Annotated in this window: 20 protein-coding genes; 7 read left to right on the forward strand and 13 right to left on the reverse strand. The window is 67.6% G+C overall.

Features of this window, described 5'->3' with window-relative positions; translation table 11 throughout:
- Window positions 1–23: 23 nt before the first annotated feature.
- The 6 genes from bamA to lpxB all read left to right on the forward strand — a co-directional run bounded on the left by bamA (window position 24) and on the right by lpxB (window position 7,250).
- Complete coding sequence (gene bamA / locus BLQ70_RS17425) at window positions 24–2,522, forward strand: outer membrane protein assembly factor BamA (RefSeq protein ID WP_091859144.1); 2,499 nt, start codon at window positions 24–26, stop codon at window positions 2,520–2,522.
- Window positions 2,523–2,652: 130 nt separating this feature from the next.
- On the forward strand, window positions 2,653–3,714 hold the full coding sequence (lpxD, locus tag BLQ70_RS17430) for a UDP-3-O-(3-hydroxymyristoyl)glucosamine N-acyltransferase (RefSeq protein WP_091859725.1): 1,062 nt from the start codon (window positions 2,653–2,655) through the stop codon (window positions 3,712–3,714).
- Window positions 3,715–3,908: 194 nt separating this feature from the next.
- Complete coding sequence (gene fabZ / locus BLQ70_RS17435) at window positions 3,909–4,367, forward strand: 3-hydroxyacyl-ACP dehydratase FabZ (protein ID WP_061968054.1); 459 nt, start codon at window positions 3,909–3,911, stop codon at window positions 4,365–4,367.
- 35 nt (window positions 4,368–4,402) lie between these two features.
- Complete coding sequence (gene lpxA / locus BLQ70_RS17440; RefSeq protein WP_091859728.1) at window positions 4,403–5,212, forward strand: acyl-ACP--UDP-N-acetylglucosamine O-acyltransferase; 810 nt, start codon at window positions 4,403–4,405, stop codon at window positions 5,210–5,212.
- Entirely contained in the window at window positions 5,209–6,078 is an 870-nt protein-coding gene (locus BLQ70_RS17445) for an LpxI family protein (RefSeq protein ID WP_091859147.1), read from the forward strand. The genes lpxA and BLQ70_RS17445 overlap by 4 nt, the downstream gene beginning before the upstream one ends.
- A complete protein-coding gene (lpxB, locus tag BLQ70_RS17450) occupies window positions 6,078–7,250 on the forward strand; it encodes a lipid-A-disaccharide synthase (protein WP_091859150.1) in 1,173 nt (390 codons plus the stop codon). Before BLQ70_RS17445 ends, lpxB begins: the two co-directional genes overlap by 1 nt.
- Window positions 7,251–7,473: 223 nt before the next feature.
- On the opposite strand, the gene gltA is transcribed toward lpxB, so the two are convergent.
- On the reverse strand, window positions 7,474–8,763 hold the full coding sequence (gene gltA / locus BLQ70_RS17455) for a citrate synthase (protein ID WP_061968050.1): 1,290 nt from the start codon (window positions 8,761–8,763) through the stop codon (window positions 7,474–7,476).
- A gap of 371 nt (window positions 8,764–9,134) precedes the next feature.
- Entirely contained in the window at window positions 9,135–10,556 is a 1,422-nt protein-coding gene (gene gltX / locus BLQ70_RS17460; protein ID WP_061968048.1) for a glutamate--tRNA ligase, read from the reverse strand.
- 171 nt (window positions 10,557–10,727) lie between these two features.
- Here gltX and BLQ70_RS17465 point away from each other — a divergent pair, with 171 nt between their 5' ends.
- Window positions 10,728–13,019, forward strand: a complete 2,292-nt coding sequence (locus BLQ70_RS17465) for a ComEC/Rec2 family competence protein (RefSeq protein ID WP_091859153.1) — start codon at window positions 10,728–10,730, stop codon at window positions 13,017–13,019.
- Here the strand turns inward: BLQ70_RS17465 and lexA are convergent.
- The 11 genes from lexA to BLQ70_RS17520 all read right to left on the reverse strand — a co-directional run bounded on the left by lexA (window position 13,013) and on the right by BLQ70_RS17520 (window position 23,323).
- The gene (lexA, locus tag BLQ70_RS17470; RefSeq protein WP_091859155.1) at window positions 13,013–13,720 is read right to left on the reverse strand and encodes a transcriptional repressor LexA; all 708 of its coding nucleotides are present in this window, start codon (window positions 13,718–13,720) and stop codon (window positions 13,013–13,015) included. The two genes, BLQ70_RS17465 and lexA, sit on opposite strands and share 7 nt — an antisense overlap.
- Window positions 13,721–13,800: 80 nt before the next feature.
- Entirely contained in the window at window positions 13,801–15,012 is a 1,212-nt protein-coding gene (locus BLQ70_RS17475) for a molybdopterin molybdotransferase MoeA (RefSeq protein WP_091859158.1), read from the reverse strand.
- Window positions 15,012–15,494 carry a cyclic pyranopterin monophosphate synthase MoaC gene (moaC, locus tag BLQ70_RS17480; RefSeq protein ID WP_091859161.1) on the reverse strand — a complete coding sequence of 161 codons (483 nt, stop codon included), beginning with the start codon at window positions 15,492–15,494 and terminating at the stop codon, window positions 15,012–15,014. Before moaC ends, BLQ70_RS17475 begins: the two co-directional genes overlap by 1 nt.
- Window positions 15,491–16,297 (reverse strand): indole-3-glycerol phosphate synthase TrpC, encoded by an 807-nt coding sequence (gene trpC, locus BLQ70_RS17485; RefSeq protein WP_091859164.1) that lies wholly within the window; start codon window positions 16,295–16,297, stop codon window positions 15,491–15,493. Before trpC ends, moaC begins: the two co-directional genes overlap by 4 nt.
- A gap of 7 nt (window positions 16,298–16,304) precedes the next feature.
- Window positions 16,305–17,318 carry an anthranilate phosphoribosyltransferase gene (trpD, locus tag BLQ70_RS17490; protein ID WP_091859167.1) on the reverse strand — a complete coding sequence of 338 codons (1,014 nt, stop codon included), beginning with the start codon at window positions 17,316–17,318 and terminating at the stop codon, window positions 16,305–16,307.
- 15 nt (window positions 17,319–17,333) lie between these two features.
- Window positions 17,334–17,951 carry an anthranilate synthase component II gene (locus tag BLQ70_RS17495; RefSeq protein WP_091859170.1) on the reverse strand — a complete coding sequence of 206 codons (618 nt, stop codon included), beginning with the start codon at window positions 17,949–17,951 and terminating at the stop codon, window positions 17,334–17,336.
- A gap of 90 nt (window positions 17,952–18,041) precedes the next feature.
- Entirely contained in the window at window positions 18,042–19,553 is a 1,512-nt protein-coding gene (locus BLQ70_RS17500; protein ID WP_091859173.1) for a helicase HerA domain-containing protein, read from the reverse strand.
- Between the two features lie 112 nt (window positions 19,554–19,665).
- Complete coding sequence (locus BLQ70_RS17505; protein WP_091859176.1) at window positions 19,666–19,947, reverse strand: YARHG domain-containing protein; 282 nt, start codon at window positions 19,945–19,947, stop codon at window positions 19,666–19,668.
- 100 nt (window positions 19,948–20,047) lie between these two features.
- Complete coding sequence (locus tag BLQ70_RS17510) at window positions 20,048–20,353, reverse strand: hypothetical protein (RefSeq protein WP_139163577.1); 306 nt, start codon at window positions 20,351–20,353, stop codon at window positions 20,048–20,050.
- A gap of 69 nt (window positions 20,354–20,422) precedes the next feature.
- Complete coding sequence (locus BLQ70_RS17515) at window positions 20,423–21,460, reverse strand: AMP-binding protein (protein WP_091859185.1); 1,038 nt, start codon at window positions 21,458–21,460, stop codon at window positions 20,423–20,425.
- Window positions 21,461–21,469: 9 nt separating this feature from the next.
- Window positions 21,470–23,323, reverse strand: coding sequence for an extracellular solute-binding protein (locus BLQ70_RS17520; protein WP_244512083.1), 1,854 nt, complete (start codon window positions 23,321–23,323; stop codon window positions 21,470–21,472).
- Between the last annotated feature and the right edge of the window lie 143 nt (window positions 23,324–23,466).

Raw genomic sequence — 23,466 nt, forward strand, 5'->3', positions numbered from 1 at the left:
AGAGAGATGGAATAGGCGACCCGATGACGTCGACCCAACAGAGCCGGACGACCAAGACGCGGCTCTCTCGATCGATCGGACTTTCGGCTTTGATGCTGGCCGTGAGTGGTGGTGTGGCTTTCGCGCAGGCTGTGGTCGTCCACGGCAACCGCCGCGTCGATGCGGAGACGATCCGCTCCTACGCGGTCGGCCGTGAAAACCCGCAGGAAATCCGCGAGAGCCTGCTGGCGACAGGCCTGTTCAGCAGCGTGCAGGTCAACCGCCGCGGTTCGCAGATCGTCGTTGCGGTTCAGGAGCAGGGCGGTACGGCCAACCGGGTCGCTTTCGAAGGTAACCGCAAGCTGAAGGGCGAGCAGCTCGCGCAGATCGTGCAGTCGCGTGCCGGCGGTCCGGTCAGCCAGGCGCTGATGAATTCCGATATCGAGCGCCTGCGCGAAGCCTACAAGCGGGCGGGCTACGGGCTGTCTTCGGTCAGCGCGCGCGTCGCTCCTCTGCCGAACGGCCGCCAGGATATCGTCTTCACCATCAACGAGAGCGGCAAGACCGGCATCAAGTCGATCAACTTCAGCGGCAACCAGGCCTATTCCGGCGGGCGCCTGCGCGGGTTGATGACGTCGACGGAATCGAATTTCCTGAGCTGGATCAAGACCTCCGACGTCTATGATCCCGATCGGATCAATTCCGACATGGATCTCATTCGCCGCTTCTACCTGAAGAACGGCTACGCCGACTTCCAGATCGTCAACAGCGGCGCCCGCTTCGACGAGGCGGCCGGCGGCTGGGTCATCGACATCCAGGTCGAGGAAGGCCAGCAATATCAGGTCGGCAACGTTACGGTCGATTCCTCGCTGCGCGATGTCGATGCGGCTGCCTTGCAGCGCTATGTCGCGACCTCCACGGGCGATACCTACAACGCCGAGGCGGTCGAGAAGTCGCTGGTTGCGCTGACCACGGAAGTGGCCCGCCGCGGCCATGCCTTCGCCCAGGTTCGTCCGCGCGGCGACCGTGACGCTGCAGGCCGCCAGATCGGCATCACCTATGTCGTCGACGAGGGCCCGCGCGTCTATGTCGAGCGCATCAACGTGCGCGGCAACACCCGGACCCGCGACTATGTGGTTCGCCGCGAGCTCGATCTCGGCGAGGGCGATGCCTACAACAAGGTCATGGTCGACCGCGCCGAGCGTCGCCTGAACAATCTCGGCTTCTTCAACAAGGTCCGCATCACCAACGAGCCCGGCTCGGCTCCGGATCGCGTGGTCGTCAACATCGACGTCGAGGACAAGGCGACCGGTTCGTTCTCCGTCGCCGGTGGTTACTCGACCTCGGACGGCGTCATCGGCGAGGTCTCGCTGTCGGAATCGAACTTCCTCGGCCGCGGCCAGTTCGTCCGCATCGCCGGCACGCTCGGCGAGAGGACGCAGGGTGTCGATTTCTCGTTCACCGAGCCTTATTTCCTCGGCTATCGCGTGGCGGCCGGTATCGACCTGTTCTCGAAGTTCAACGACAACTACAACACCGGCCGTTTCGAAAGCCGTGTGACCGGTGGGCAGGTTCGCTTCACCTTCCCGATCACGGAAGAGTTCTCGATCACGCCGCGGTACTCGATCTACCAGACCGAGATTACCATCCCGAACGAGTTCAGCCGTCCTTATAACGACTGCACCTTCCCGATCCCGGGCGTCACGCCGACCGGTGGCGCCAGCGCGCCCCTGAACTGCGTGACCAACGGCGAAGCGACGGTGGCGGTCAAGGAGGCCCAGGGCTCGACCCTGACCTCTCTCGTCGGCCTGAACTTCAACTACAACTCGCTCGACAGCGTGCAGAACCCGCGCAACGGCTTCTCGGCCGAGCTGAAGCCGGAATTCGCCGGCCTCGGTGGCGACTCGAAGTTCCTGCGTATCTCGGCCGATGCCCGTTACTACCGCGAGATCTTCGACGACGTCGTCGGCTTCCTGCGCGTCCAGGGCGGTCACGTCCAGGCGACCAGCGGCAACCTGCGCATGGTCGATCACTACTTCCTCGGCCCGTCGCTGGTGCGTGGTTTCGCGCCGTCCGGCATCGGCCCGCGCGACGTGCTGAACGACCCGACGGCGAACGCGGTCGGTGGAACCACCTATTTCGGCGGTACGGTCGAGGTGCAGTTCCCGATCTTCGGCCTGCCGCGTGACCTTGGCCTGCGCGGCGCGGTCTTCGCCGATGCCGGCACGCTGTTCAACTATGACGGCGGCTCGAAGTCGGTGGCTTTCGCTTGCCCGGCCGGCTCGGAGGCGCGTCAGTACAATGTCGTGACCGGCGGTGCCCAGTCGAGCATCGGCTGTATCCGCGACAAGAACATGCTGCGTTCGTCGGTCGGCGTGAGCCTGCTCTGGCAGTCGCCGCTCGGACCGATCCGGTTCGATTACGCCTACGCCCTGACCAAGGACGAAGGCCAGATCGGGCTGAACCCGCAGACCGGCCTCGTCGGCAAGTACGGCGGCGACCGCCTCCAGGCCTTCCGCTTCTCGGGCGGCACCCGCTTCTGACGTAGGCGGGCTTGAGCATCGACCGGGAAGTGACACCACTTCCCGGGGAGAAATCGGTGCGATAACAACGACATGGATCGCCATTCTCGCGTCCCGTGGGATGCGCGGCGATCCCGCTCCGGACCGGATCATGGCAGAGCCAGTTTTCTTTCCGTTCGCGACCTCGCTGGACTTCGGCGAGGTCGCAAGCATTTCAGGCGGCACCTTGCCGGAGGGCGTGGAGTCGACCCGCAGGATCGACGGCATTGCCGCCCTCGAAACGGCTGGTCCGGCCGATCTCGCCTATATGGACAATCCGAAATACACGGACGCCCTGGCGGCAACCAAGGCGGGCCTGTGCATCGTCTCGCCGCGTTTCGCCGATCGTGTTCCGGCGGGAACGGTGACCCTGGTGTCGCCGGCGCCGTATCACGCCTTCGCGAAGATCATGGCGCGCTGCTTTCCGAGCGCACTGAAGCCTGAATCGATCTTCGCCTCGCAGGGCGTCGCGCCGGGTGCCATCGTCCATGCCACGGCCGTCCTCGAGGCGGGCGTCACCGTCGATCCCGGCGCGGTCATCGGCCCCGGGGCCGAGATCGGGGCAGGGACTGTCGTCGCCTCGCATGCGGTCATCGGCCCGCAGGTCCGGATCGGGCGCAACTGCTCGATCGGGGCGGGCAGCACGATCCAGGCGTCCCTGATCGGCAACCGGGTCATTATCCACCCCGGCGCGCGGATCGGGCAGGACGGTTTCGGCTTCGCGATGAGCCCCAAGGGGCACATGAAGGTGCCGCAGATCGGCCGCGTCATCATTCAGGATGATGTCGAGATCGGTGCCAACAGCACGGTCGACCGTGGCGCCAGCCGCGACACGGTAATCGGCGAAGGCACCAAGATCGATAACCTCGTCCAGATCGGCCATAACTGCGTCATCGGCCGTCATTGCGTGATCTGCGCCCAGACCGGCCTTGCGGGTTCTTCCACGCTCGAGGATTTCGTGGTGCTTGGCGGCCAGGTCGGGCTCGCCGGTCATCTCACCATCGGCGTCGGCGCACAGATCGCGGCGCAGAGCGGTGTCGCCGGCGATGTTCCACGCGGCGCGCGCTATGGCGGATATCCCGCCCAGCCCGCGCTCGGTTGGGCGCGCGAGACCGCGTTGCTCAAGACGCTGGTGGCCAATCGCGGCAAGAAGCCGGGCGCATCGCAGGGTTGAGCCAGGCGTTTCCGCCGTCCGCTGGGGGCTTTCTGCTCCCGATGCCAAGAATTTTGTTGCCGAACCCGCTCCGTTTCCGGCAAAGCGGCGGAAGGCTTTGAAATCGTGGCGGGTTGCAGGAACGTTGCCTGCTCCCGGCCACCGACGTGAATACAAGGCGCTGCCCGGCGACGGCACGCGGGAGAAGACAGACCATGAGCGAGGCGACGACGGCACTGGGTGTGATCGACATCCAGAAGATCATGGCCAGCATCCCCCACCGTTATCCGTTTCTGCTGGTCGATCGCGTCGTCGAGATCGATGGCGATACGTCCGGCGTCGGGATCAAGAACGTCACGGTCAACGAACCCCAGTTCACCGGCCACTTCCCGGAACGACCGGTGTTTCCGGGCGTGCTGATGATCGAGGCGATGGCGCAGACGGCCGGTGTCCTGGTCGTGAATGCCCGCGAGGTCGGTGCGCAGGAGGTCAAGTCCGTCCTCTTCACCACGATCGACAAGGCGAAGTTCCGCAAGCCTGTCACGCCTGGCGACCAGATCCGCTTCCACCTCACCAAGCTCGCCCGCAAGCGCAACATCTTCTTCTATCGCGGCGAGGCCCGCGTCGACGGGGTGCTCGTGGCCGAAGCCGAGATTTCGGCGATGGTCGTTTGAGCGGCGCGGCGGTTCAGGATCAGGGCAGCGTTTCGATGAGCGTCTCCATTCATCCCATGTCGCTCGTCGACCCGAAGGCACAGCTTGCCCCGGGCGTGAAGATCGGGCCGTTCTGTCAGGTCGGCCCCGATGTCGTGCTCGGCGAAGGCGTCGAGCTCGTCAGCCATGCGGTCGTGGCCGGCCGGACCACGATCGGCCCGCGCACGCGCATCTTCCCCTTCGCTTCGATCGGCCATCCGCCGCAGGACGTGAAGTATCGTGGCGAGCCCTCGACACTGACGATCGGGGAAGATTGCCAGATCCGCGAGGGGGTCACCATGAACCCCGGCACGGAAGGCGGCGGCATGATCACCAGCGTTGGTGATCGCTGCTTTTTCTTGGCCAATTCGCATGTCGGCCATGACAGCCGTCTCGGCAACAACATCATCTTCTCGAACAATGTGATGTGCGCCGGCCATGTCACGATCGGGAATTTCGTCATCGTCGGCGGCGGAGCCGGCCTGCAGCAGTTCATCCGTATCGGCGACCATGCCTTCATCGGCGGCGGAGCCGGCGTGCTGAGCGATGTCATTCCGTTCGGGACCATTCGTGACAACCCCGCGCATCTGGTCGGGCTCAATCTCATCGGCCTCAAGCGGCGCGGCTTCACGCGCGAGCAGATCCACGAGCTGCGCCGTGCCTATCGGCTGCTCTTCGCGGCCGAGGGGACCTTGACCGAGCGTGTCGAGGATGTCGCGGCCGAGTTCAGCGAGGACCCTCTGGTCCATGAGATCCTGAATTTCATCAGGGAAGGCGGCGACAAGGCGCTCTGCACGCCGCGGGACGCCACCGTCGCGGAGCGGTGACCACCGATCAGCCTGCCGATGCAGCCGCCCCGCGCGGCCCGCTCGCGATGATCGTGGGGAGCGGCGACTATCCGCTCCAGCTCGCCCGCATCGTAACGGACAAGGGCGAGCGCCCCTATATCGCGGCGCTGGATGGGGCGGCCGATCCCGCCGCTTTCGGTGACGGCGCGGATATCAGGACATATCGCCTGGGCCAGCTCGGCAGCCTGCTCGAAGAGCTGCACCGGCGCGGCATCGTCGATATCGTCATGCTCGGGGCCCTGCCGCGACCGAGCTTCGGCTCGTTGCGCCCCGAGGTCTCGACGCTCAAATACATGCCGCATTTCGCCAAGGCCTTTCTGGGCGGCGACGATCATCTGCTGCGCGGCGTCGTCCGCTTCTTCGAGATGCAGGGCTTTCGCGTCCACGGGCCGGCCGAGATCGCTCCCGAGATGACCGCGCCACGCGGGGCGCTTGGCCGCCGGCAGGCCTCTGCGGAGCAGCGTGCCGAGCTTGAACGCGGCTTCGCCTTGCTCGCCACGCTGTCCCCCTTCGATGTCGGGCAGGCGGCCATCCTGGCCGATCATCGTGTCGTCGCGATCGAGGCTGCCGAAGGCACGGATGCGATGATCAGGCGGGTCGCCGATCTCGTCGCGCGCGGGCGCCTCAAGATCGGCAAGGGCGACGGCTTCCTAGTGAAGGTTCCGAAGACGGGGCAGGACCTGCGCGTCGATATGCCTGCCATCGGGCCGGATACCCTGCGCAACATTGCCGAGGCCGGGCTCTCCGGCATCGGTGTCCGGGCCGGCGAGGTCCTGGTCGGCGACCGTGCTGCGCTCGGCCGGCAGGCAGACGAGCTCGGCCTCTTCGTCGAGGGCTTTGCCTGATGCGGCCGTTCCGCTTGGGCGTCATCGCCGGCGAGGCCTCGGGCGATGCCCTGGCCCTGCGCTTCCTCGCCGCGCTGCGCGAGCGATTGGGTGATCGCCCGATCGAGCTTTGCGGCGTGGGCGATCACGGCCTGCCCGAAGCCGGGCTCAGGCCGCTCTTTCCCCAGGCTGATATCGCCGTGATGGGCTTCGGCCCGGTGATCGCGCGCCTGCCCTTGCTGCTGCGGCGGATGGAGGATGCGGCACGCGGCATCGCTGCTTTCGAGCCCGATCTGCTGCTGACGATCGACAGCCCGGATTTCTGCCTGCGCGTCGCGAAGAAGGTGAGGGCGCGGGCGCCTTCCATCCCGATCGTGCACTGGGTCTGCCCCAGCGTCTGGGCCTGGCGTTCCGGCCGCGCAAGGCGGATGGCACCGCATGTCGATCGCATCCTTGCCCTGCTGCCCTTCGAGCCCGCTGCGCTCGCCCGCTTGCACGGCCCCGAGACGATCTATGTCGGCCACCCGCTGATGGAGCGGCTCGACGAGATGCGCCCGGATGCGGATGAGCAGCGTCGTCGCGACGACGCGGGGCGGCCGCTGGTGCTCGTCCTTCCCGGCAGCCGGCGTTCCGAGATCCACCATCTGATGCCGGTCTTCGGCGAGGCGGTGGCGAAGGTCGCGGCAGTTGTGCCCGGTGCTCGCTTCGTCTTGCCGGCCGTGCCGCGGCTCCAGCCGATGATCGCCGATGCGGCAGCGCGCTGGCCGGTCGGACCCGAGATCGTGACCGGCGACGCGGCCAAGCTGGCGGCATTCCGCGGGGCCCGCGCGGCGCTGGCGGCATCCGGAACGGTGACGCTGGAGCTTGCCTTGTCGCAGATCCCGACGGTCGCAGCCTATCGCGGGGCGAATTGGGAGGCGTTTCTGGCGCGCCGCCTCGTCAAGCTGCCGAGCGTGATCCTGCCCAACCTGATCCTCGGCCGCAGCATCGTTCCGGAATTCATCCAGGAGGAGGCGACGGCGGAGGCGCTGAGCAGCCATCTCCTCGCCGTCATGGCCGAGGGCGACAAGCGCCGGGAACAGCTCGACGGCTTCATCGAGGTCGAGACCATCATGCGCTCGGCCGGGCCGAGCCCTGCGGCGAACGCGGTCGCGGCGGCGCTGGCAATCTTGCCGTCCGCGCAGGCGGGCTGACAGAAGCGCACACAGCGCCTCCTGTCATGGTCGGGCTTGTCCCGACCATCCACGCCTTCATCCAGTCTATCCGGCGTTCAAGACGTGGATGCCCGCCACAAGGAGCATCATGGCGCGGCTCCCTGGACAATCAGCGACCCCGGGGCGATCACGGCCAATTCACCACGAAAAAAGGCGCGAGGCTTTCGCCGCGCGCCTTTCCGGATAGCTGATATCCCTGCGATCAGCGGCGGCCGATCGGCGGGTAGTCGCGCTGTGCCGAGCCGGTATAGAGCTGGCGCGGGCGGCCGATCTTCTGGGACGGGTCCTCGATCATTTCCTTCCACTGCGCGATCCAGCCGACCGTGCGGGCAACCGCGAAGAGCACCGTGAACATCGAGGTCGGGAAGCCCATCGCCTTGAGGGTGATGCCCGAATAGAAGTCGATGTTCGGGTAGAGCTTCTTCTCGATGAAGTACTCGTCCGACAGCGCGATGCGCTCCAGCTCGACCGCGACGTCGAGCAGCGGGTCGTCCTTGATGCCGAGCTCGTTCAGCACCTCATGCGTGGTCTTCTGCATGATCTTTGCGCGTGGATCGTAGTTCTTGTAGACCCGGTGGCCGAAGCCCATCAGGCGGAACGGATCGTTCTTGTCCTTCGCCTTGGCGATGTATTTCGGGATGTTGTCGACCGAGCCGATCTCCTCGAGCATCTTGAGCGCGGCTTCGTTGGCGCCGCCATGGGCGGGGCCCCACAGGCAGGCCGTGCCGGCCGCGATGCAGGCGAAGGGATTGGCGCCCGAGGAGCCGGCGAGCCTCACCGTCGAGGTCGAGGCGTTCTGCTCATGGTCGGCGTGCAGGATGAAGATGCGGTCGAGCGCGCGCGACAGCACCGGGTTGACCTTGTATTCCTCGGCCGGCACCGCGAAGCACATCCGCAGGAAGTTCGAGGTGTAGTCCAGCGAGTTCAGCGGATACACGAAGGGCTGGCCGATCGTGTACTTGTAGGCCATCGCGGCGAGCGTCGGCACCTTCGCGATCATGCGCATCGAAGCGATCATGCGCTGATGCGGGTCCGAGATGTCGGTCGAGTCGTGATAGAAGGCCGACATCGCGCCGATCGAGGCGACCATCACCGCCATCGGATGCGCGTCGCGGCGGAAGCCTTGGAAGAAGCGGGCCATCTGCTCGTGCACCATGGTGTGGCGCGTGATGCGATAGTCGAAATCGGCCTTCTGGGCGGCCGTCGGCAGCTCGCCCTCGAGCAGCAGGTAGCAGGTCTCGAGGAAGTCGCCGTGCTCGGCGAGCTGCTCGATCGGGTAGCCGCGATAGAGCAGCACGCCCTTGTCGCCGTCGATATAGGTGATCTGCGACTCGCAGCTCGCCGTCGAGGTGAAGCCGGGATCATAGGTGAACATGCCCGTCTGGGCGTAGAGCTTGGCGATGTCGATGACGGCGGGGCCGACCGACCCCTCCTTGATCGCCATGTCGACGGTCTTGTCGCCGACCTGGAGCTGGCTGGTATTTCCGCTCATCGATACCGATCCTTTCAAGGCTCGCTGCTGTTCAGCCCCGGTTCCGCCTCTCCGCGCTTGCGCGCCGGGCATCTCTCATCCGAAGGCCGCGATATGACGAACACATGTCGGAAGGAGAAGGGAGAAGTCGGTCCATGTGACTGATTTACAAGCAATATTCGTGCCTCGCCACGTTGCCGCGGTGCAATGCACATGCGCGTCACTAGACCATTTGCGCAGCGCATTCAACCGAGCCAAAAGGCGGTTGGAACCGCGCTGGGCTCATATCTGCGCGAGCATCAGTGCCGTCGCCTTTTGCAAGGCGGCGGTTGGTCCAGGGGATCGGGAGTTGGCTGGCTTTTCGGGCAGGCCAAAACCCGGATCGGAGCCGTTCAAGCCGTCTGGTCGGCGAGCCGCGCCAGCGTCTCTTCACGACCCAGAACCGCCATGACGTCGAAGAGGCCCGGCGACATCGCCCGGCCGGTCAGCGCTGCGCGCAGCGGCTGCGCGGCCTGCCCGAGCTTGAGCCCGCTTTCCTCGACATAGGCGCGCACCGCCGCTTCGAGCGGCGCAGGCGTCCAGTCGCCGACGGCAGCGAGCTTTTCCGCGATCTTCGGCAGGCGCTGGCGCGCGGCTTCGTCGAGCAGGCCCTTGGCCTTGTCGTCGAGCTGCAGCGGGCGCTGGGCATAGAGATAGAAGGCGCTGTCGAGCAGTTCGATCAGCGTCTTGGCGCGCTCCTTGAGGCCGGGCATGGCGGCGAGGAATTTGGCCTCCAGTTCGGGCGAGAGCGTCGGCCCCAGCCCGCGCGCCGGTCCGATCTCCGGCAGGATGACCTTGAGCGCAGCGAGCAGCTCCACATCATCGGACTGGCGCATGTAGAGGCCGTTGAGGTTCTCCAGCTTGGCGTAGTCGAAGCGCGCCGGCGAACGGCCGATCGAGGAGAGATTGAAGGCGTCGATCATCTCCTGCGTCGAGAAGACCTCCTGGTCGCCATGGCTCCAGCCCAGCCGCACCAGATAGTTGCGCAGAGCCGCCGGCAGGTAGCCCATCGAGCGATAGGCATCGATGCCGAGCGCACCATGGCGCTTGGAGAGCTTGGCACCGTCCGAGCCATGGATCAGCGGGATATGCGACATGCTCGGCACGTCCCAGCCCAGCGCCTCGTAGATCTGGGTCTGGCGGGCGGCATTGGTCAGGTGGTCGTCGCCGCGGATGATATGGGTCACGCCCATGTCGTGGTCGTCGACCACCACCGCGAGCATATAGGTCGGCGTGCCGTCCGAGCGCAGCAGCACGAGGTCGTCGAGATTCTCGTTCTGCCAGACGACGCGGCCCTGGACCTCGTCATTGACCACGGTCTCGCCGGTCTGCGGCGCCTTGAGGCGGATCACCGGCTTTGCGCCTTCCGGCGCCGTCGCTGGGTCGCGGTCGCGCCAGCGCCCGTCATAGCGCAGCGGCTTGCCCTCGGCGCGTGCCTTCTCGCGCATCTCCTCGAGCTCGGCCTGGGTCGCATAGCAGTGATAGGCCTTGCCGGCGGCAAGCATCTGCTCGGCGACCTCGCGATGCCGCGCCACGCGCTGGAACTGGTAGACGGTCTGGCCGTCCCAATCGAGGCCGAGCCATTCCAGCCCGTCGAGGATCGCGGCGATCGCCGCGTCAGTCGAGCGTTCCCGGTCGGTATCCTCGATGCGCAGCAGCATCTTGCCGCCTTGCCGGCGCGAATAGAGCCAGTTGAACAGCGCGGTCCGGGCTCCGCCGATATGCAGGAAACCGGTGGGCGAGGGCGCAAAGCGCGTGACGACGGCGTTGCTCATGGGAGGAAACTCCGGCCGGGCGGCGCAGGGCCGTCCGGGGCAAGACAGGGGAAAGGCGCCAGATCCCGACATGACACAAGTCGAGACATGACAACCGGCGCGCGCCCTGTAACATGGCTTGGCCGGAAACGTTAAGCGGTCAAATCGCAGCGCCGGCAGGGGAGGCGGGCGATGCAGCCGGCGCCGCCGGGGCAGGGGCAATCGGGAAGCCGGCGCGGCGCGCGCGCCGATGCCTTGCCGGCTCGCCTCCATGTCCCGGCCTCGCTGGCAGCAGGTCTCCGCGCCCTGCTTCGGCAGCTTTGGCTTCAGCTCCGGCAAGGCTTCGCGCTGGAGGCCGAAAGACGGCGCCCCTTCCTCTGGCTGCCGATCGCGATGGGCGTCGGCATCCTGCTCTATTTCGCAGCCGATCGTGAGCCGGCACTCTGGGCGCCGCTGCTCGGCCTGACCCTGAGCGCTGCACTGGCCTTCGCCCTGCGCCTGCGCCGCTTCGCCGCGATGGCCTGCCTCGCCTCGGCCGCAGCTTTCGCCGGATTCGCCGCCGGGGTCTGGCGTACGGCCGATATTGCGGCGCCGATGCTGGAGCGGCCGCGCATCGGCAAGCTCTCCGGCTTCGTCGAGAGCGTCGAGGCCCGCGACAAGGGCGCGCGGCTCGTGCTGCTGGTGACGGAGATCGCCAATGTGCCGGCTGATCAGCGTCCGAAGCGCGTCCGCGTCAATATTCGGCAAGGCTCCGTGGCACCGGGCGACCATATCGTTGCCACGGCGCGCCTGCTGCCGCCGCCGGGACCGGCGCGGGCCGGCGGCTATGATTTCGGCCGTGATGCCTTCTTCCGCGGGATCGGCGCCGTCGGCAGCATCTCCGGCAAGATCGCGCTCGCGCCTGCGCCCCATCCGATGCCGACGCGCCTTGCGATCGATGTGATGATCGACCGCGCCCGCAACGCGCTGACGAAGCGCATCGCCGAGGTCGGAGGCGGGCAGGGCGGGGCGGTCGCCGCGGCGCTCGTCACCGGCAAGCGCGGCCTGATCACCGAAGCGACGAACAACGACCTGCGCGCCGCCGGCATCTATCACATCGTCTCGATCTCGGGCCTGCACATGGTGCTCGCCGCCGGCACGATCTTCTGGCTGGTCCGGGCGCTGCTGGTCCTGTCGCAGACGGTGGCGCTGCACTGGCCGGTCAAGAAGATCGCGGCGGCAGCGGCGATGCTTGGCGCGACCGCCTATTGCATCTTTTCCGGGGGCGATGTCGCGACCGAGCGCTCGCTCATCATGACGCTGGTCATGCTTGGCGCGATCCTCGTCGACCGCGCCGCGCTCAGCATGCGCAATCTTGCGCTGGCCGCCATGATCGTGCTGCTGCGCGAGCCGGAAGCCTTGCTCGGGCCGAGCTTCCAGATGTCCTTCGGTGCGGTCGCGGCGCTGATCGCCTTCGCGGAACGCTGGGAAGGGCGAAGCCGCACCGAGCCGCCGCGCGTGTTGCCCTGGCCGCTCGGAGCCGTTGGGACGGCGGCGCTCGGCATCCTCGTCACCACTATGCTGGCCACCGCCGCGACGGCGCCCTTCGGAGCCTATCACTTCCAGACCTTCAATCCCTTCGGCCTGCTCGGCAACGCCATGGCGCTGCCCTTCGTCTCGCTCTTCGTCATGCCGGCGGCGGTGTTCGGCGTGCTCGCCTATCCGTTCGGGCTGGACTGGCCGGCCTGGGCCTTGATGGGGCTCGCCTCCGACGTCGTCCTCAAAGTGGCGCATTGGGTCGCGGCCATCGACCATTCCACCGTGACGGTGGCGGCTTTCGGCTCAGGCGTGCTCGCCTGCTTTGCGATGGCGCTGCTCTGGCTGACACTCTGGACCACGGCCTGGCGCTGGCTTGCGGCCCTGCCGCTGATCTTCGGCGTCGCGATCGCCGGAAAGCCGGAGCGGCCGGAAATCCTGATCGAGCGCGATGGCTCCGGGATGGCGGTGCGCGGTTCCGACGGGCGCCTCGCCATCGCGGGCAAACCCAGCCGCTTCGTCCTGCAGCAATGGCTCGCCGCCGATGGTGACAGCCGCTCGCCCGACGATCCCAGCTTGCGCGCCGGCATCGCCTGCGACCGGCTGGCATGCGTTGCGCAGACCGCCGACAAGCGCACGGTCTCCTATACGCGCGAGCGACTCGCCATCATCGAGGATTGCCAGCGCGCCGACCTCGTCGTCACCGCAATCCCCTGGGGCGGCACCTGCAAGGCCAGGCTGGTCGAGCGCATGACGCTATCGCGCGACGGCGCGACCTCGCTCTACCGGACAGCGTCGGGATGGAGCAGCCATATCGCGGAGCAGTCCGACAGCGAGCGGCCCTGGAGCCGCCGGCGCGAGCGGCGCCTGACGGAGCCAGGCACGCGTTCCACCAATCAGTCAGTCACCGTACAACCCGCACCGGCCGCCGACAGCGAAGCCGAGGCCGACACCGAACGCCTTCAGTAGCGCCGCATCAGATTGACCAGCCGGCCCTGGATCTTGACCCGGTCGGGGCCGAGCACACGGGTCTCGTAGGCCGGGTTCGCCGCTTCGAGCGCGATCGAGGAGCCGCGCTTGCGCAGGCGCTTCAGCGTCGCTTCCTCGTCATCGATCAACGCCACGACGATGTCGCCGGTATTGGCCGTGTCCTGCCTGCGGATGACGACGGTGTCGCCGTCGAGAATGCCGGCCTCGACCATCGAATCGCCGCGCACTTCCAGCGCGTAATGCTCGCCGGAGCCGAGCATGTCCGGCGGCAGCGAGACGGTGTGGCTGCGGCTCTGGATCGCCGAGATCGGCGTGCCCGCCGCGATGCGGCCCATCACCGGGATGGCGATGGAATGCCGGCTGTCGTCCTCGGCAGGGCGCGGCTTGGCCATGCTGGGCTGTGAGCCCAGGCCGCCCTGGACGATGGCCGGACTGAAGCGGGGCCGCACCTGAGGCGCGCCGAGCCCGTCCGGCATCTTGATGACTTCGAGCGCGCGCGCCCGGTTCGGCAGGCGGCGGATGAAGCCGCGCTCCTCCAGGGCCATGATCAGGCGGTGAATGCCGGATTTCGAGCGCAGGTCGAGCGCATCCTTCATCTCGTCGAAGGAGGGCGGCACGCCACTTTCGCGCAAGCGTTCCTGGATGAAGCGCAGGAGTTCATGTTGCTTGCGTGTCAGCATGGTCGCCGCCAGCCCCTCAATGCGCAGATTCGAAACAAAGCACGAACACCATACGCGTTCTGCTTGTGTTCCGCAAGCCGCTACCGCAAGGGCAGGATGCGGCAGGCCTCGCCTTTCTTCGCGGGAGCGGCATGGGCCGGGCGGATCGTCAGGGCCTGAGCGCGCGCCAGCGTGCCGAGCATCGAGGAATCCTGCCGGTCGAAGGGCGTCGCCACCCAGCCTTCCGGCGTCAGCGTGAGCTCCGAGCGCAGGTAATCCTCGCGCTCGTCATTGCCGGGCATGTCGCGTCCCAGAATGGCGGGGATGCTGCGGTCGCGATCGGCGTCCGCGATGCCGAGCAGCGCCTCGATCAAGGGCAGCGCGAAGAGATGGCCGCAGACGATCGAGGAGACCGGATTGCCCGGCAGCCCGACCACGACCATCCGGCCGAGGCGTCCGGTCATCATCGGCTTGCCCGGCCGCATCGCGATCTTCCAGAAGCCGAGCGCCATGCCGGCCCGCGTCAGTGCTTCCTGCACGAGATCATGCGCGCCGACCGAGGCCCCGCCGAGCGTGATCAGCACATCGGCATCGGCGTCGCTCGCCCTTGCGATCTTGCTGGCGAGGTCGGCATGGTCGTCGCGGGCGATGCCGAGATCGATGACGGTGCCGCCGGCCTTCTCGACCAGCGCGGCGAGCGAGAACGAGTTCGAGGCGACGATCTGGTCGCGGCCGACCGGCTCGCCCGGCGCCACCAGTTCGTCACCGGTGGCGAGGATCGCGACACGCGGCTTGCGTCGGATGGGCAAGGTCGGATGCCCCATCGCGGCCGCAAGCCCGAGCGCCGCGCTGTCGAGCACCCGCCCGGCCGGCAGCAGCACGTCGCCCTCATGAAAATCGAGCCCTGCGGCGCGCAGGAACTTGCCTTTAGCTGGCGGCACGCGGACGCGGATCACCGGACTGCCGACACCGTCGGCGTCTTCCTGCATCAGGATGGTGTCGGCGCCCTCAGGCATCGGTGCGCCGGTGAAGATGCGGACGGCCTGTCCCGGCCCGACCGGTCCATCGAAGGCCCGGCCGGCAGCGGATTCGCCGATGACAGTGAGCGAAACGCCTTCCGCCATCTCGTCGCCGCGCACGGCATAGCCATCCATGGCGGAATTGGCGAAGGGCGGTTGTGTCCTGAGGGCTTTGACCTCACCAGCAAGCACCCGCCAGGCGCATTGCGCCAGCGGCAGGGTTTCCGCCGCGGTCGGCCCCGGAATGCTGTCGAGCAGCGCCTTGCGCGCGACGGGGACCGGGGTGAGCGCCATCAGCTAGCTTTCGCCTCGTAATCGCCGGACTGGCCGCCGGACTTGCGCAGCAGGCGGATGTTCTCGATCCGCATCGCCCGGTCGACCGCCTTGACCATGTCGTAGACGGTGAGACAGGCGACGGAGACGGCGGTGAGCGCCTCCATCTCGACGCCGGTCTGGCCCTTCATCTTCACCTCGGCCCGTACGTGCACGCCCGGCAAGGCCTCGTCGATCGCGAGATCGACGGCGATCTTGCTGAGCAGCAACGGGTGACAGAGCGGGATCAATTCATGCGTGCGCTTCGCCGCCATGATGCCGGCGAGGCGCGCGGTGCCGAGCACATCGCCCTTCTTGGCGTTGCCGTCGCGGACGATCGCGATCGTTTCCGGCGCCATCACCACCTGGCCCTCGGCGATCGCCATGCGGGTCGTCTCGGCCTTGCCGCCGACATCGACCATATGCGCCTGGCCTTGCGCGTCGAGATGGCTGAGCCGGCTCACGCCGCGACGGCCTTGCCGGTCAGCAGCGCCTGCGTCGCGGCGGTGACGTCGGCCTGCCGCATCAGACTCTCGCCGACGAGGAAGCTGTTGACACCGATCGGGTTGAGCCGGGCGATGTCCTCATGCGTGAAGATGCCGCTCTCGCTGATGACGATCCGGTCAACCGGCACGCGCGGCGCCAATCGCTCGGTGACCGCAAGATCGACATTGAAGCTGCGCAGGTCGCGGTTGTTGATGCCGAGCAGGCGGCTTTCGAGCTTGAGCGCCCGGTCGAGCTCGGCATCGTCATGGACCTCGACGAGGACATCCATGCCCAGTTCCCGCGCGGTCTCGTTCAGCGCCTTGGCGGTCGCGTCGTCGACACCGGCCAAGATGATCAGGATGCAGTCGGCGCTCCAGGAGCGGGCCTCGTAGACCTGATAGGGCTCGTAAAGAAAATCCTTGCGCAAGGCGGGCAGGCCTGTGGCCTCGCGCGCCTGCGTCAGGAACTCCGGCCTGCCCTGGAATGAGGGCGCATCGGTCAGCACCGACAGGCAGGCCGCACCGCCGGCCGCATAGGCGCGGGCGAGCGAAGGCGGGTCGAAATCGGCGCGGATCAGGCCCTTGGAGGGGCTCGCCTTCTTGATCTCGGCGATCAGAGCGGGCGTGCCCTGAGCGAGCTTGTTTGCGAGCGCGTCAGCAAAGCCGCGCGGCTTGCTGGCCGCACGTGCCCGGCGCTCGATCTCGGCCTGCGGCACCGCGGCCTTGGCTGCCGCGATCTCCTGGCGCTTATAGGCTTCGATCTTCGCGAGGATGTCGGTCATGCCGGCCTCACGCGTTCGAGGCTTTGACGAGCGCGGCGAGCGTCGCCTTGGCCTTGCCGGAATCGAGCGCGGCCGTCGCCTGGGCGAAGCCGTCCTTCAAATCCCGGGCCTTGCCGGCGACGAGCAGCGCCGCAGCCGCATTGAAGGCGGCGATGTCGCGGAAGCCGGTCTTTTCGCCGGCGAGCACGGCGTTCAGCGCCGCCGCGTTCTCCTCCGGCGTGCCGCCGCGCAGGACTTCGGGCTTTGCAGGTTCAAGGCCGACATCGGCGGGGCTGATCGAGAAGCTTTCGATCTTCCCGTTCTCCAGCGAGACGACGCGGGTCGGGCCTGTCGTGGTGATCTCGTCGAGCCCATCCGAGCCGTGCACGGCCCAGACGCGGGTCGAGCCGAAGGAGGCGAGCACCTTGACCATCGGCTCCAGCCAGGTCTCGGAGAAGGCGCCGATGAGCTGACGCTTGGCGCCGGCCGGGTTGGAAAGCGGGCCGAGCAGGTTGAAGATCGTGCGCGTGCCGAGCTCGGTGCGCACCGGCGCGACATGGCGCATCGAAGCGTGATGCGTCGGCGCGAACATGAAGCCGACGCCGGCCTCGCGGATACAATGCTCGGTCGCGGCCGGATCAAGCCCGACCTTGACGCCGAGCGCGGTCAGCACGTCGGCGGCCCCGGAGCGCGAGGAGGCCGCGCGGTTGCCATGCTTGGCGACCGGCACGCCGCAGGCGGCGGTGATGATCGAGGCCAGCGTCGAGACATTGTAGGAGCCGGACGAATCGCCGCCGGTGCCGACGATGTCGATCGCCTCCGGCGGGGCCTTGACGGTAAGCATCTTGCCACGCATCGCGCTGGCGGCGCCTGCGATCTCATCGATCGTCTCGCCGCGGACACGCAGCGCCATCAGGAAGGCGGCCGATTGCGCGTTGGTGACCCCGCCCGAGAGGATGGTGTCGAAGGCGTCGCGCGCTTCCTCGCGCGAGAGCGTCGCGCCGGTCGCCACCTTGGCGATGAAGGGTTTGAAATCGTCCATGGGAACTCTGCGGAATCAGGCTGAAGGGGTCAGGGCGGAGGCTTCGCGTTCGCTCTGCCACCGCTCCGCGAGGTCGAGGAAATTCCGCAGAATCGTCGCGCCATGCTCGGAAGCGATGCTCTCCGGATGGAACTGGACGCCGTGGACCGGCAGCTCCCGGTGAGAAAGCGCCATGATCAGGCCGTCATCGCTCTCCGCCTCGATCTCGAAGACATCGGGGCAGGAGGCTCGCTCGACCACGAGCGAGTGATAGCGCGTCGCCTGCAGCGGTCCGTTGATGCCGCGGAACAGCCCGCGCGCCCGGTGGCGGATCGGCGAGACCTTGCCGTGCATCGGTAGCGGCGCACGCACCACCTCGCCGCCGAAGGCCTGTCCCATCGCCTGCAGGCCGAGGCAGACGCCGAAGATCGGCTTCTTGCCCGCGCCTTCGCGGATCAGGTTCAGGCAGATTCCGGCTTCATTGGGCGTGCAGGGGCCGGGCGAGAGCACGATCGCGTCGTGGTCGCCGGCAAGCGCCTCGTTGACGGTGAGCGCATCGTTACGCCAGACATCGACCTCGGCGCCGAGCCCACCGATGAGGTGGACCAGGTTCCAGGTGAAGCTGTCGTAGTTGTCGATCAACAGAACGCGCATGGCCGGACCCGTGAATACGGCTTGAGGTCATGCACGTTCGGGGGCGGGGTGGTCAAGTTTCGCGCGGCCGAATGACCGGGCGATTCCTCCTCACCCCCGCGCGCTGCGCGGCATGCCTGCGGTGCGCGGCTGCGCCAGTCCCGGCGCGGTCTCGACGCCGAGCGTCGGCAGGGCGAGCGTCCGCTGTCCTCTGAAATCGACATGGCAGACGATCAGCCCGCGCTCCTCGATATAGCTGAGCACGCGGCGCGCGCGGCTCGGCGAGGCGCTGCCATAGATCTCCGCGAGCTCGGCATCGCTGGGGCAGGGCCGGCCTTCGATGGCGGTGCGGGCGATGTAGAGGAAGAGCCCCTGCAGGTCTTCCGGCAACGTGCCGGACGCGGCCACAGCCGCCTGCCAGCCATCGCTCGTCGCGACGCTGTCGCTGACGCCGGCCCGCGCCACGGCGAGCCTGCGGCGGAACTCCTCGAGGCTGAGTTGCGTGCGGCCGAGCCGGCGCATCCGGCAGCGCACGGTGAAATCCTGGTAGAGCACCGCGACCTGGCGCGAGCGCGCCTCGGGATCGGCCATCAATTCGCGCAGGATTTCGACCATGATCGCCTCGCGCTCGGCCGGCTCCAGCTCGATCTCGGGTTCCGGCTCCGCCTGCGGGGCAGGGCGATAGTTCTCGATCCGGCGCAGCACCTCGGTCGGATCGGGCTTGGGACGCGGGGCCGGGCGCACCGGACGGGCCATCGGCAGCGGTTCGTCCTCGCCGCGCGTGAAGATCAGCTTGCCGGCCTCCTCCGGCGCCTGCTCCGGCAGCGGCATCAGGCCCGGCGCGCCACCGCGATCGACCGAGGAGACCGCACCGATCCGGATCGGCAGCGGGCGCTTCGACAGGGCGGGGCCGAGCGCGACGAACTGGCCGCGTTCGAGATCGCGGAACATCTCGGCCTGACGGCGGTCCATGCCGAGCAGGTCGGCGGCGCGGGCCATGTCGATGTCGAGGAAGGTGCGCCCCATCAGGAAGTTCGAGGCTTCCGCCGCGACGTTCTTGGCAAGCTTGGCGAGGCGCTGCGTCGCGATCACCCCGGCAAGGCCACGCTTGCGGCCACGGCACATCAGGTTGGTCATGGCGCCCAATGAGAGCCGGCGCGCCTCGTCGGAGGCCTCGCCCGCCATCACCGGCGCGAAGAGCTGCGCTTCGTCGACCACGATCAGCATCGGGAACCAGAGCGAGCGGTCGACATCGAAGAGCCCGCCGAGGAAGGCGGCGGTGGCGCGCAACTGCTCGTCGGCTTCGAGATTTTCGAGATTGAGCACCACCGAGACGCGGTGCTGGCGCACGCGCAAGGCAACGCGCTGCAATTCGGCCTCGCCGCATTCGGCATCGACCACGACATGGCCGAACTGGTCGGCGAGCGAGACGAAATCGCCCTCGGGATCGATGATCGCCTGCTGCACCAAAGGCGCGCTCTGCTCCAGCAGGCGGCGCAGGAGATGCGACTTGCCCGAGCCGGAATTGCCCTGCACGAGCAGACGCGTCGCCAGCAACTCGGCGAGATCGATCAGACCGGGCTCGCCGGTCCTTGTCGTTCCCATCTCGATTGCGGTGGTCATGCGGGCGGTGAGTCGTCGTGTTGGATCGGGCGCGGAGATGCGGCCGGCGCTTCTAGCACGGCCTTTCCTTCGCTGGACGCAGGGCTGCCCTGCCTTCCACAGGCAATCGGCTTCAGCGCGGGCAGCGCAGGGCGCGTTCCTGCCGGACGATGTCGGCGATCACCCGGTGGTCATTGGCCGAGAGCGGCAGGTCCTCGACATCGTCATATTGGCAGCCGGCATTGCCGAAGGCCGCGATGGCGCGTTTCGTCCGGAAGCAATAGCCCTGCGCCTTGTAGATTTCGTTGCGCGCCGTCCACAGGTCGGCGCAGGCCTGAGGGTTGGCGAGCGCCGGCACCGCCATCCCGCTGGCAAGCAGGGCGGTCGCGAGAAGCGAAAGGCAAAAGCTGCGCATGGGGCGGTCTCTCCGACGATTGAGTCGGGAGCTTTGCGGAGCGGGTTGGCGAAGGCAACCTGGGAATGCCGGAGTGTGGGGGCTGACACGTGCCCTGCCGTCACGGCTCCTTCATCTCCAGGCAGGTCAGGACCTCGACATAGCTCGGAGGCCCGCCGAAACTGGCACTTTCGACACACGCCGTCCGGGCGCCCGGCTGGAACTGGTTCCAACGTGCGGTGAGCGCGGCGCGGGCGCGTTCCTCATCGCCCTGGCAGGCTCTGGCGGGGCGGCCGATATCGATGCCCGATTTGCCGACATCGCGGCAGGACGCGGCGATGTCGAAGCGCGGCGGCGAATCCGCCACCTGAATGATCGCAGGAGATGTGCTGGAGAGAGACAGAAGGACGAGACCGGCGGCAAGCATGGCTGCCACTCCAAAAAGGACGCCCTGTCGGTCAACGCGAAGCCGCCGCCGAAGTTCCGGATGAAGGCGCTATTCGGCCGGCGAAGGTCCCTGCCGTTTGCTGACCGTGATATCGCGGGCCGAACGCGCCTCGATGTCGACGATGGCGACGTCCGGCCGGTCTATGGCCGGGAAGCTGCGCGCGTCCGTCGCCCGATGGACGAAGACCAGGCTGGCCAGCGCCGGATGCCCGGCGAGGCGCGAATGCGCCAGCGCAGGCTCCATGGCGCCCGGCAGGACCAGATGGACGCTGCGCCCGCCCTCGATACAAGCCTCCAGGTCGCCGAGGCTGAACAGGCCGAGCGGCAGGAGTTCCAGGCCGCTCAGCATCGCCATGCCCGGCCCGCTCGCCAGCGCAGCGAGGTCGCCGCCGACCAGCGTCGTCACGATGCGCGACGAGACCGTGGGCTTCAGCGCCCGCGAGATATCCAGCGCCTTGCCGAGCAGTTCGCGTTCCGGCAGCGCGATCGGCCCTTGCAGCGACAGGCCGTCGGCGATCTGCAGCGCCGGCCGCTCCATCATCTGCGGCAGAGGGTGCAGGGTCGGGCTGGCCATCAGCATATCGAGGGGGGCGACGCCATCGGGAACATCCGGCCCGAAACCGCCGACGAAGCGTGTGCCGAAGGCCCGCATCGCAAGGTTGCGCAACGTCAGGAGCGGCCGCAAGGGTCCGACCCGGCTGACGCCGACCGCCATCACCGCGCCGGACGCCTCGATCAGCGCCAGCAATTCGAGCTCGTTGCCGTGCAGCGGCAGCATCAAGGGCGAAAGCCCCGCGCGCAGGCTCGCCAGGATCGAGATGATCGCCTCGGGCCCGAGCGGCGCCAGGATCGCGACGCTCGCGCCCGGCGTGCCCTTGTTGATGGCGAGCAGGCGCGCCAGCCGGTCGATGCGCTCGTCGAGGTCCAGGAAATTGATCGAGCCGGGCTTCACGTCGCTCCAGCCGCGCCGGCCCGGCGGATCGCGCAGGGCCGCATCATAGCCGCGGGTCCGGGTCAGGGCCGCGAGCAGGGTGTCGAGATCGAGTCCGTCGAGCACGGCGGAGGCTTCGTCCTGGTCTGCCCGCATCGACAAACCCTAGTTCGCCGGAGCCGGTGCGGCCGGGAGGCGCGCCAGCGTTTCGTTGGAGAGGAAATAGGCCGGCTGGCGCCCCGCGAGCACGACGCCGCGCGCCAGCGCGATCCAGCTATCGGGCAGGTAATAGAGCGGCACGACGTAGAAGCCCGAGATCAGCAGCCGGTCGAGCGCCCGCACCGCCGCGACGAAATCCTCGCGCTCGCGAGCCCCGAGCAGGGCCCGCAGCACGGCGTCGACGGCGGGCGATTTCACGCCGGCATAGTTCAGCGCGCCGTTGCGGGCGGCATTGGCTGAGCCCCAGCGCCCGATCTGCTCGTTGCCGGGCGAGGCCGAGGCCGGCCAGGTCCACTGGATCATGTCGAAATCGAAGGTCGACAGCCGCCGCCAGTACTGCACATCGTCGATCAATCGCACGGACACCGCGATGCCGAGCCGGGCGAGCGACTGTGCGTAATTGAGCGCGAGCCGCTCCTGCGGCCGGCTGGTCACGGTGATCTCGAAGGCGAAGGGCTCGTCCTTGCCGTTGCGCAGCACGCCCTCGCGCAGGACGTAGCCGGCGGTCTTGAGCAGATCGAGCGCCTTGCGCGCCTGCTCGCGATCGCGGCCCGAGCCGTCGGTTTCGGCGGGCCTCCAGCTGCCGGCTAGAATGTCCTCGCGCACCGCACCCGGAAAACCGGCGAGCAGGACCTTCTCCCGTTCGTCGGCGGGCACGCCGAGTGCCGAGAGATCCGAATCGGAGAAGAAGCTGCCGGCCCGGCGATAGACGCCGTGGAACAGGTTGCGGTTAACCCATTCGAAATCGAACAGCAGCCCCAGCGCCTCGCGCACCCAGACATCGGCGAAGATCGGCCGGCGCGTGTTGAAGACCAGGCCGGTCATGCCCTTGGGCGTGTCGAAATGCAGGGTTTCCTGCCGGATGCGCCCGTCATGCACGGCCGGCACGTCGTAGCCGGTCATCCAGCGCGTCGGATCGCCCTCGAGGCGCACATCATAGAGCCCGGCCTTGAACGCCTCGAACAGCGCATTCGAATCCCGGTAGAAATCGTAGCGGATCTCGTCGGCATTATAGAGCCCGCGCGTCACCGGATGGTCCTCGGCCCAGAAATCCTTGCGCCGTCTCAGCGTGAGCGATTCGCCGGGCCGGACCTCCTCGACGCTATAGGCGCCGGAGCCGAGTGCCGGCCTGAAGCTGGTTTCGCCGAAGGTTTCGGCGTTGGTCGCATGCTTCGCGAAGATCGGCATCGCGCCGATGACCAGCGGCAATTCGCGGTTGGAGCCGTCGCCGAGCTCGAATTCGACGCGCCGGGGCGAGGGCGCCGAGACCTTGGTCACGCGGCCGAGGCTGGAGCGATGGAAGGGCTTGCCCTTCGTCTTCAGCATCTCGAAGGTGAAGATCACGTCCTCGGCGGTGACCGGCTTGCCGTCGGAAAACCGGGCCCGCTCGTCGATCTCGAAGGCGAGGCGGGTACGGTCCGCGTCGAGCGACACCCCCGAGGCAAGCAGGCCGTACGCCGTGAAGGGCTCGTCTGCCGAGCGGTAGAGCAGGCTCTGCTGGACGTATTTCGGCACGGCATCGGGCGCGACGCCGAGGACGACGAGCGGATTGAGGCTGTCGAAAGTCCCCTGGATGCCGAGAACGATGCGCCCGCCCTTCGGAGCCTTGGGGTCGGCATAGGGCAGATGCGCGAAGCCGGGCGGCAGGGCCGGCTGACCATGCATCGCGATGGCATGCTGCAGCGGGGCCGAATCGGCCAGCGCATTGCGCCCGCGCGCCAGGGCGGCGAACGGGGCCAAAGCCAGCATAAGGTTGACCCCGCGGCGGTTCATCGCCTGGGGCAATCGAAGAAATTCCATCACGCGACCTGATTCCCTGCGCAAGAATAGCATGGGCACAGCATGGTCACGCAGCTATTCGGGCTGGAATCCTTGGTGCGAACTCGCTAAAGGCGAGGGCAGGGTGTCATTCAAACGCCTCAATCGGCCTTGATGTGCACGGC

Source organism: Allobosea robiniae (assembly GCF_900102525.1).
Lineage (GTDB): Bacteria > Pseudomonadota > Alphaproteobacteria > Rhizobiales > Beijerinckiaceae > Allobosea > Allobosea robiniae.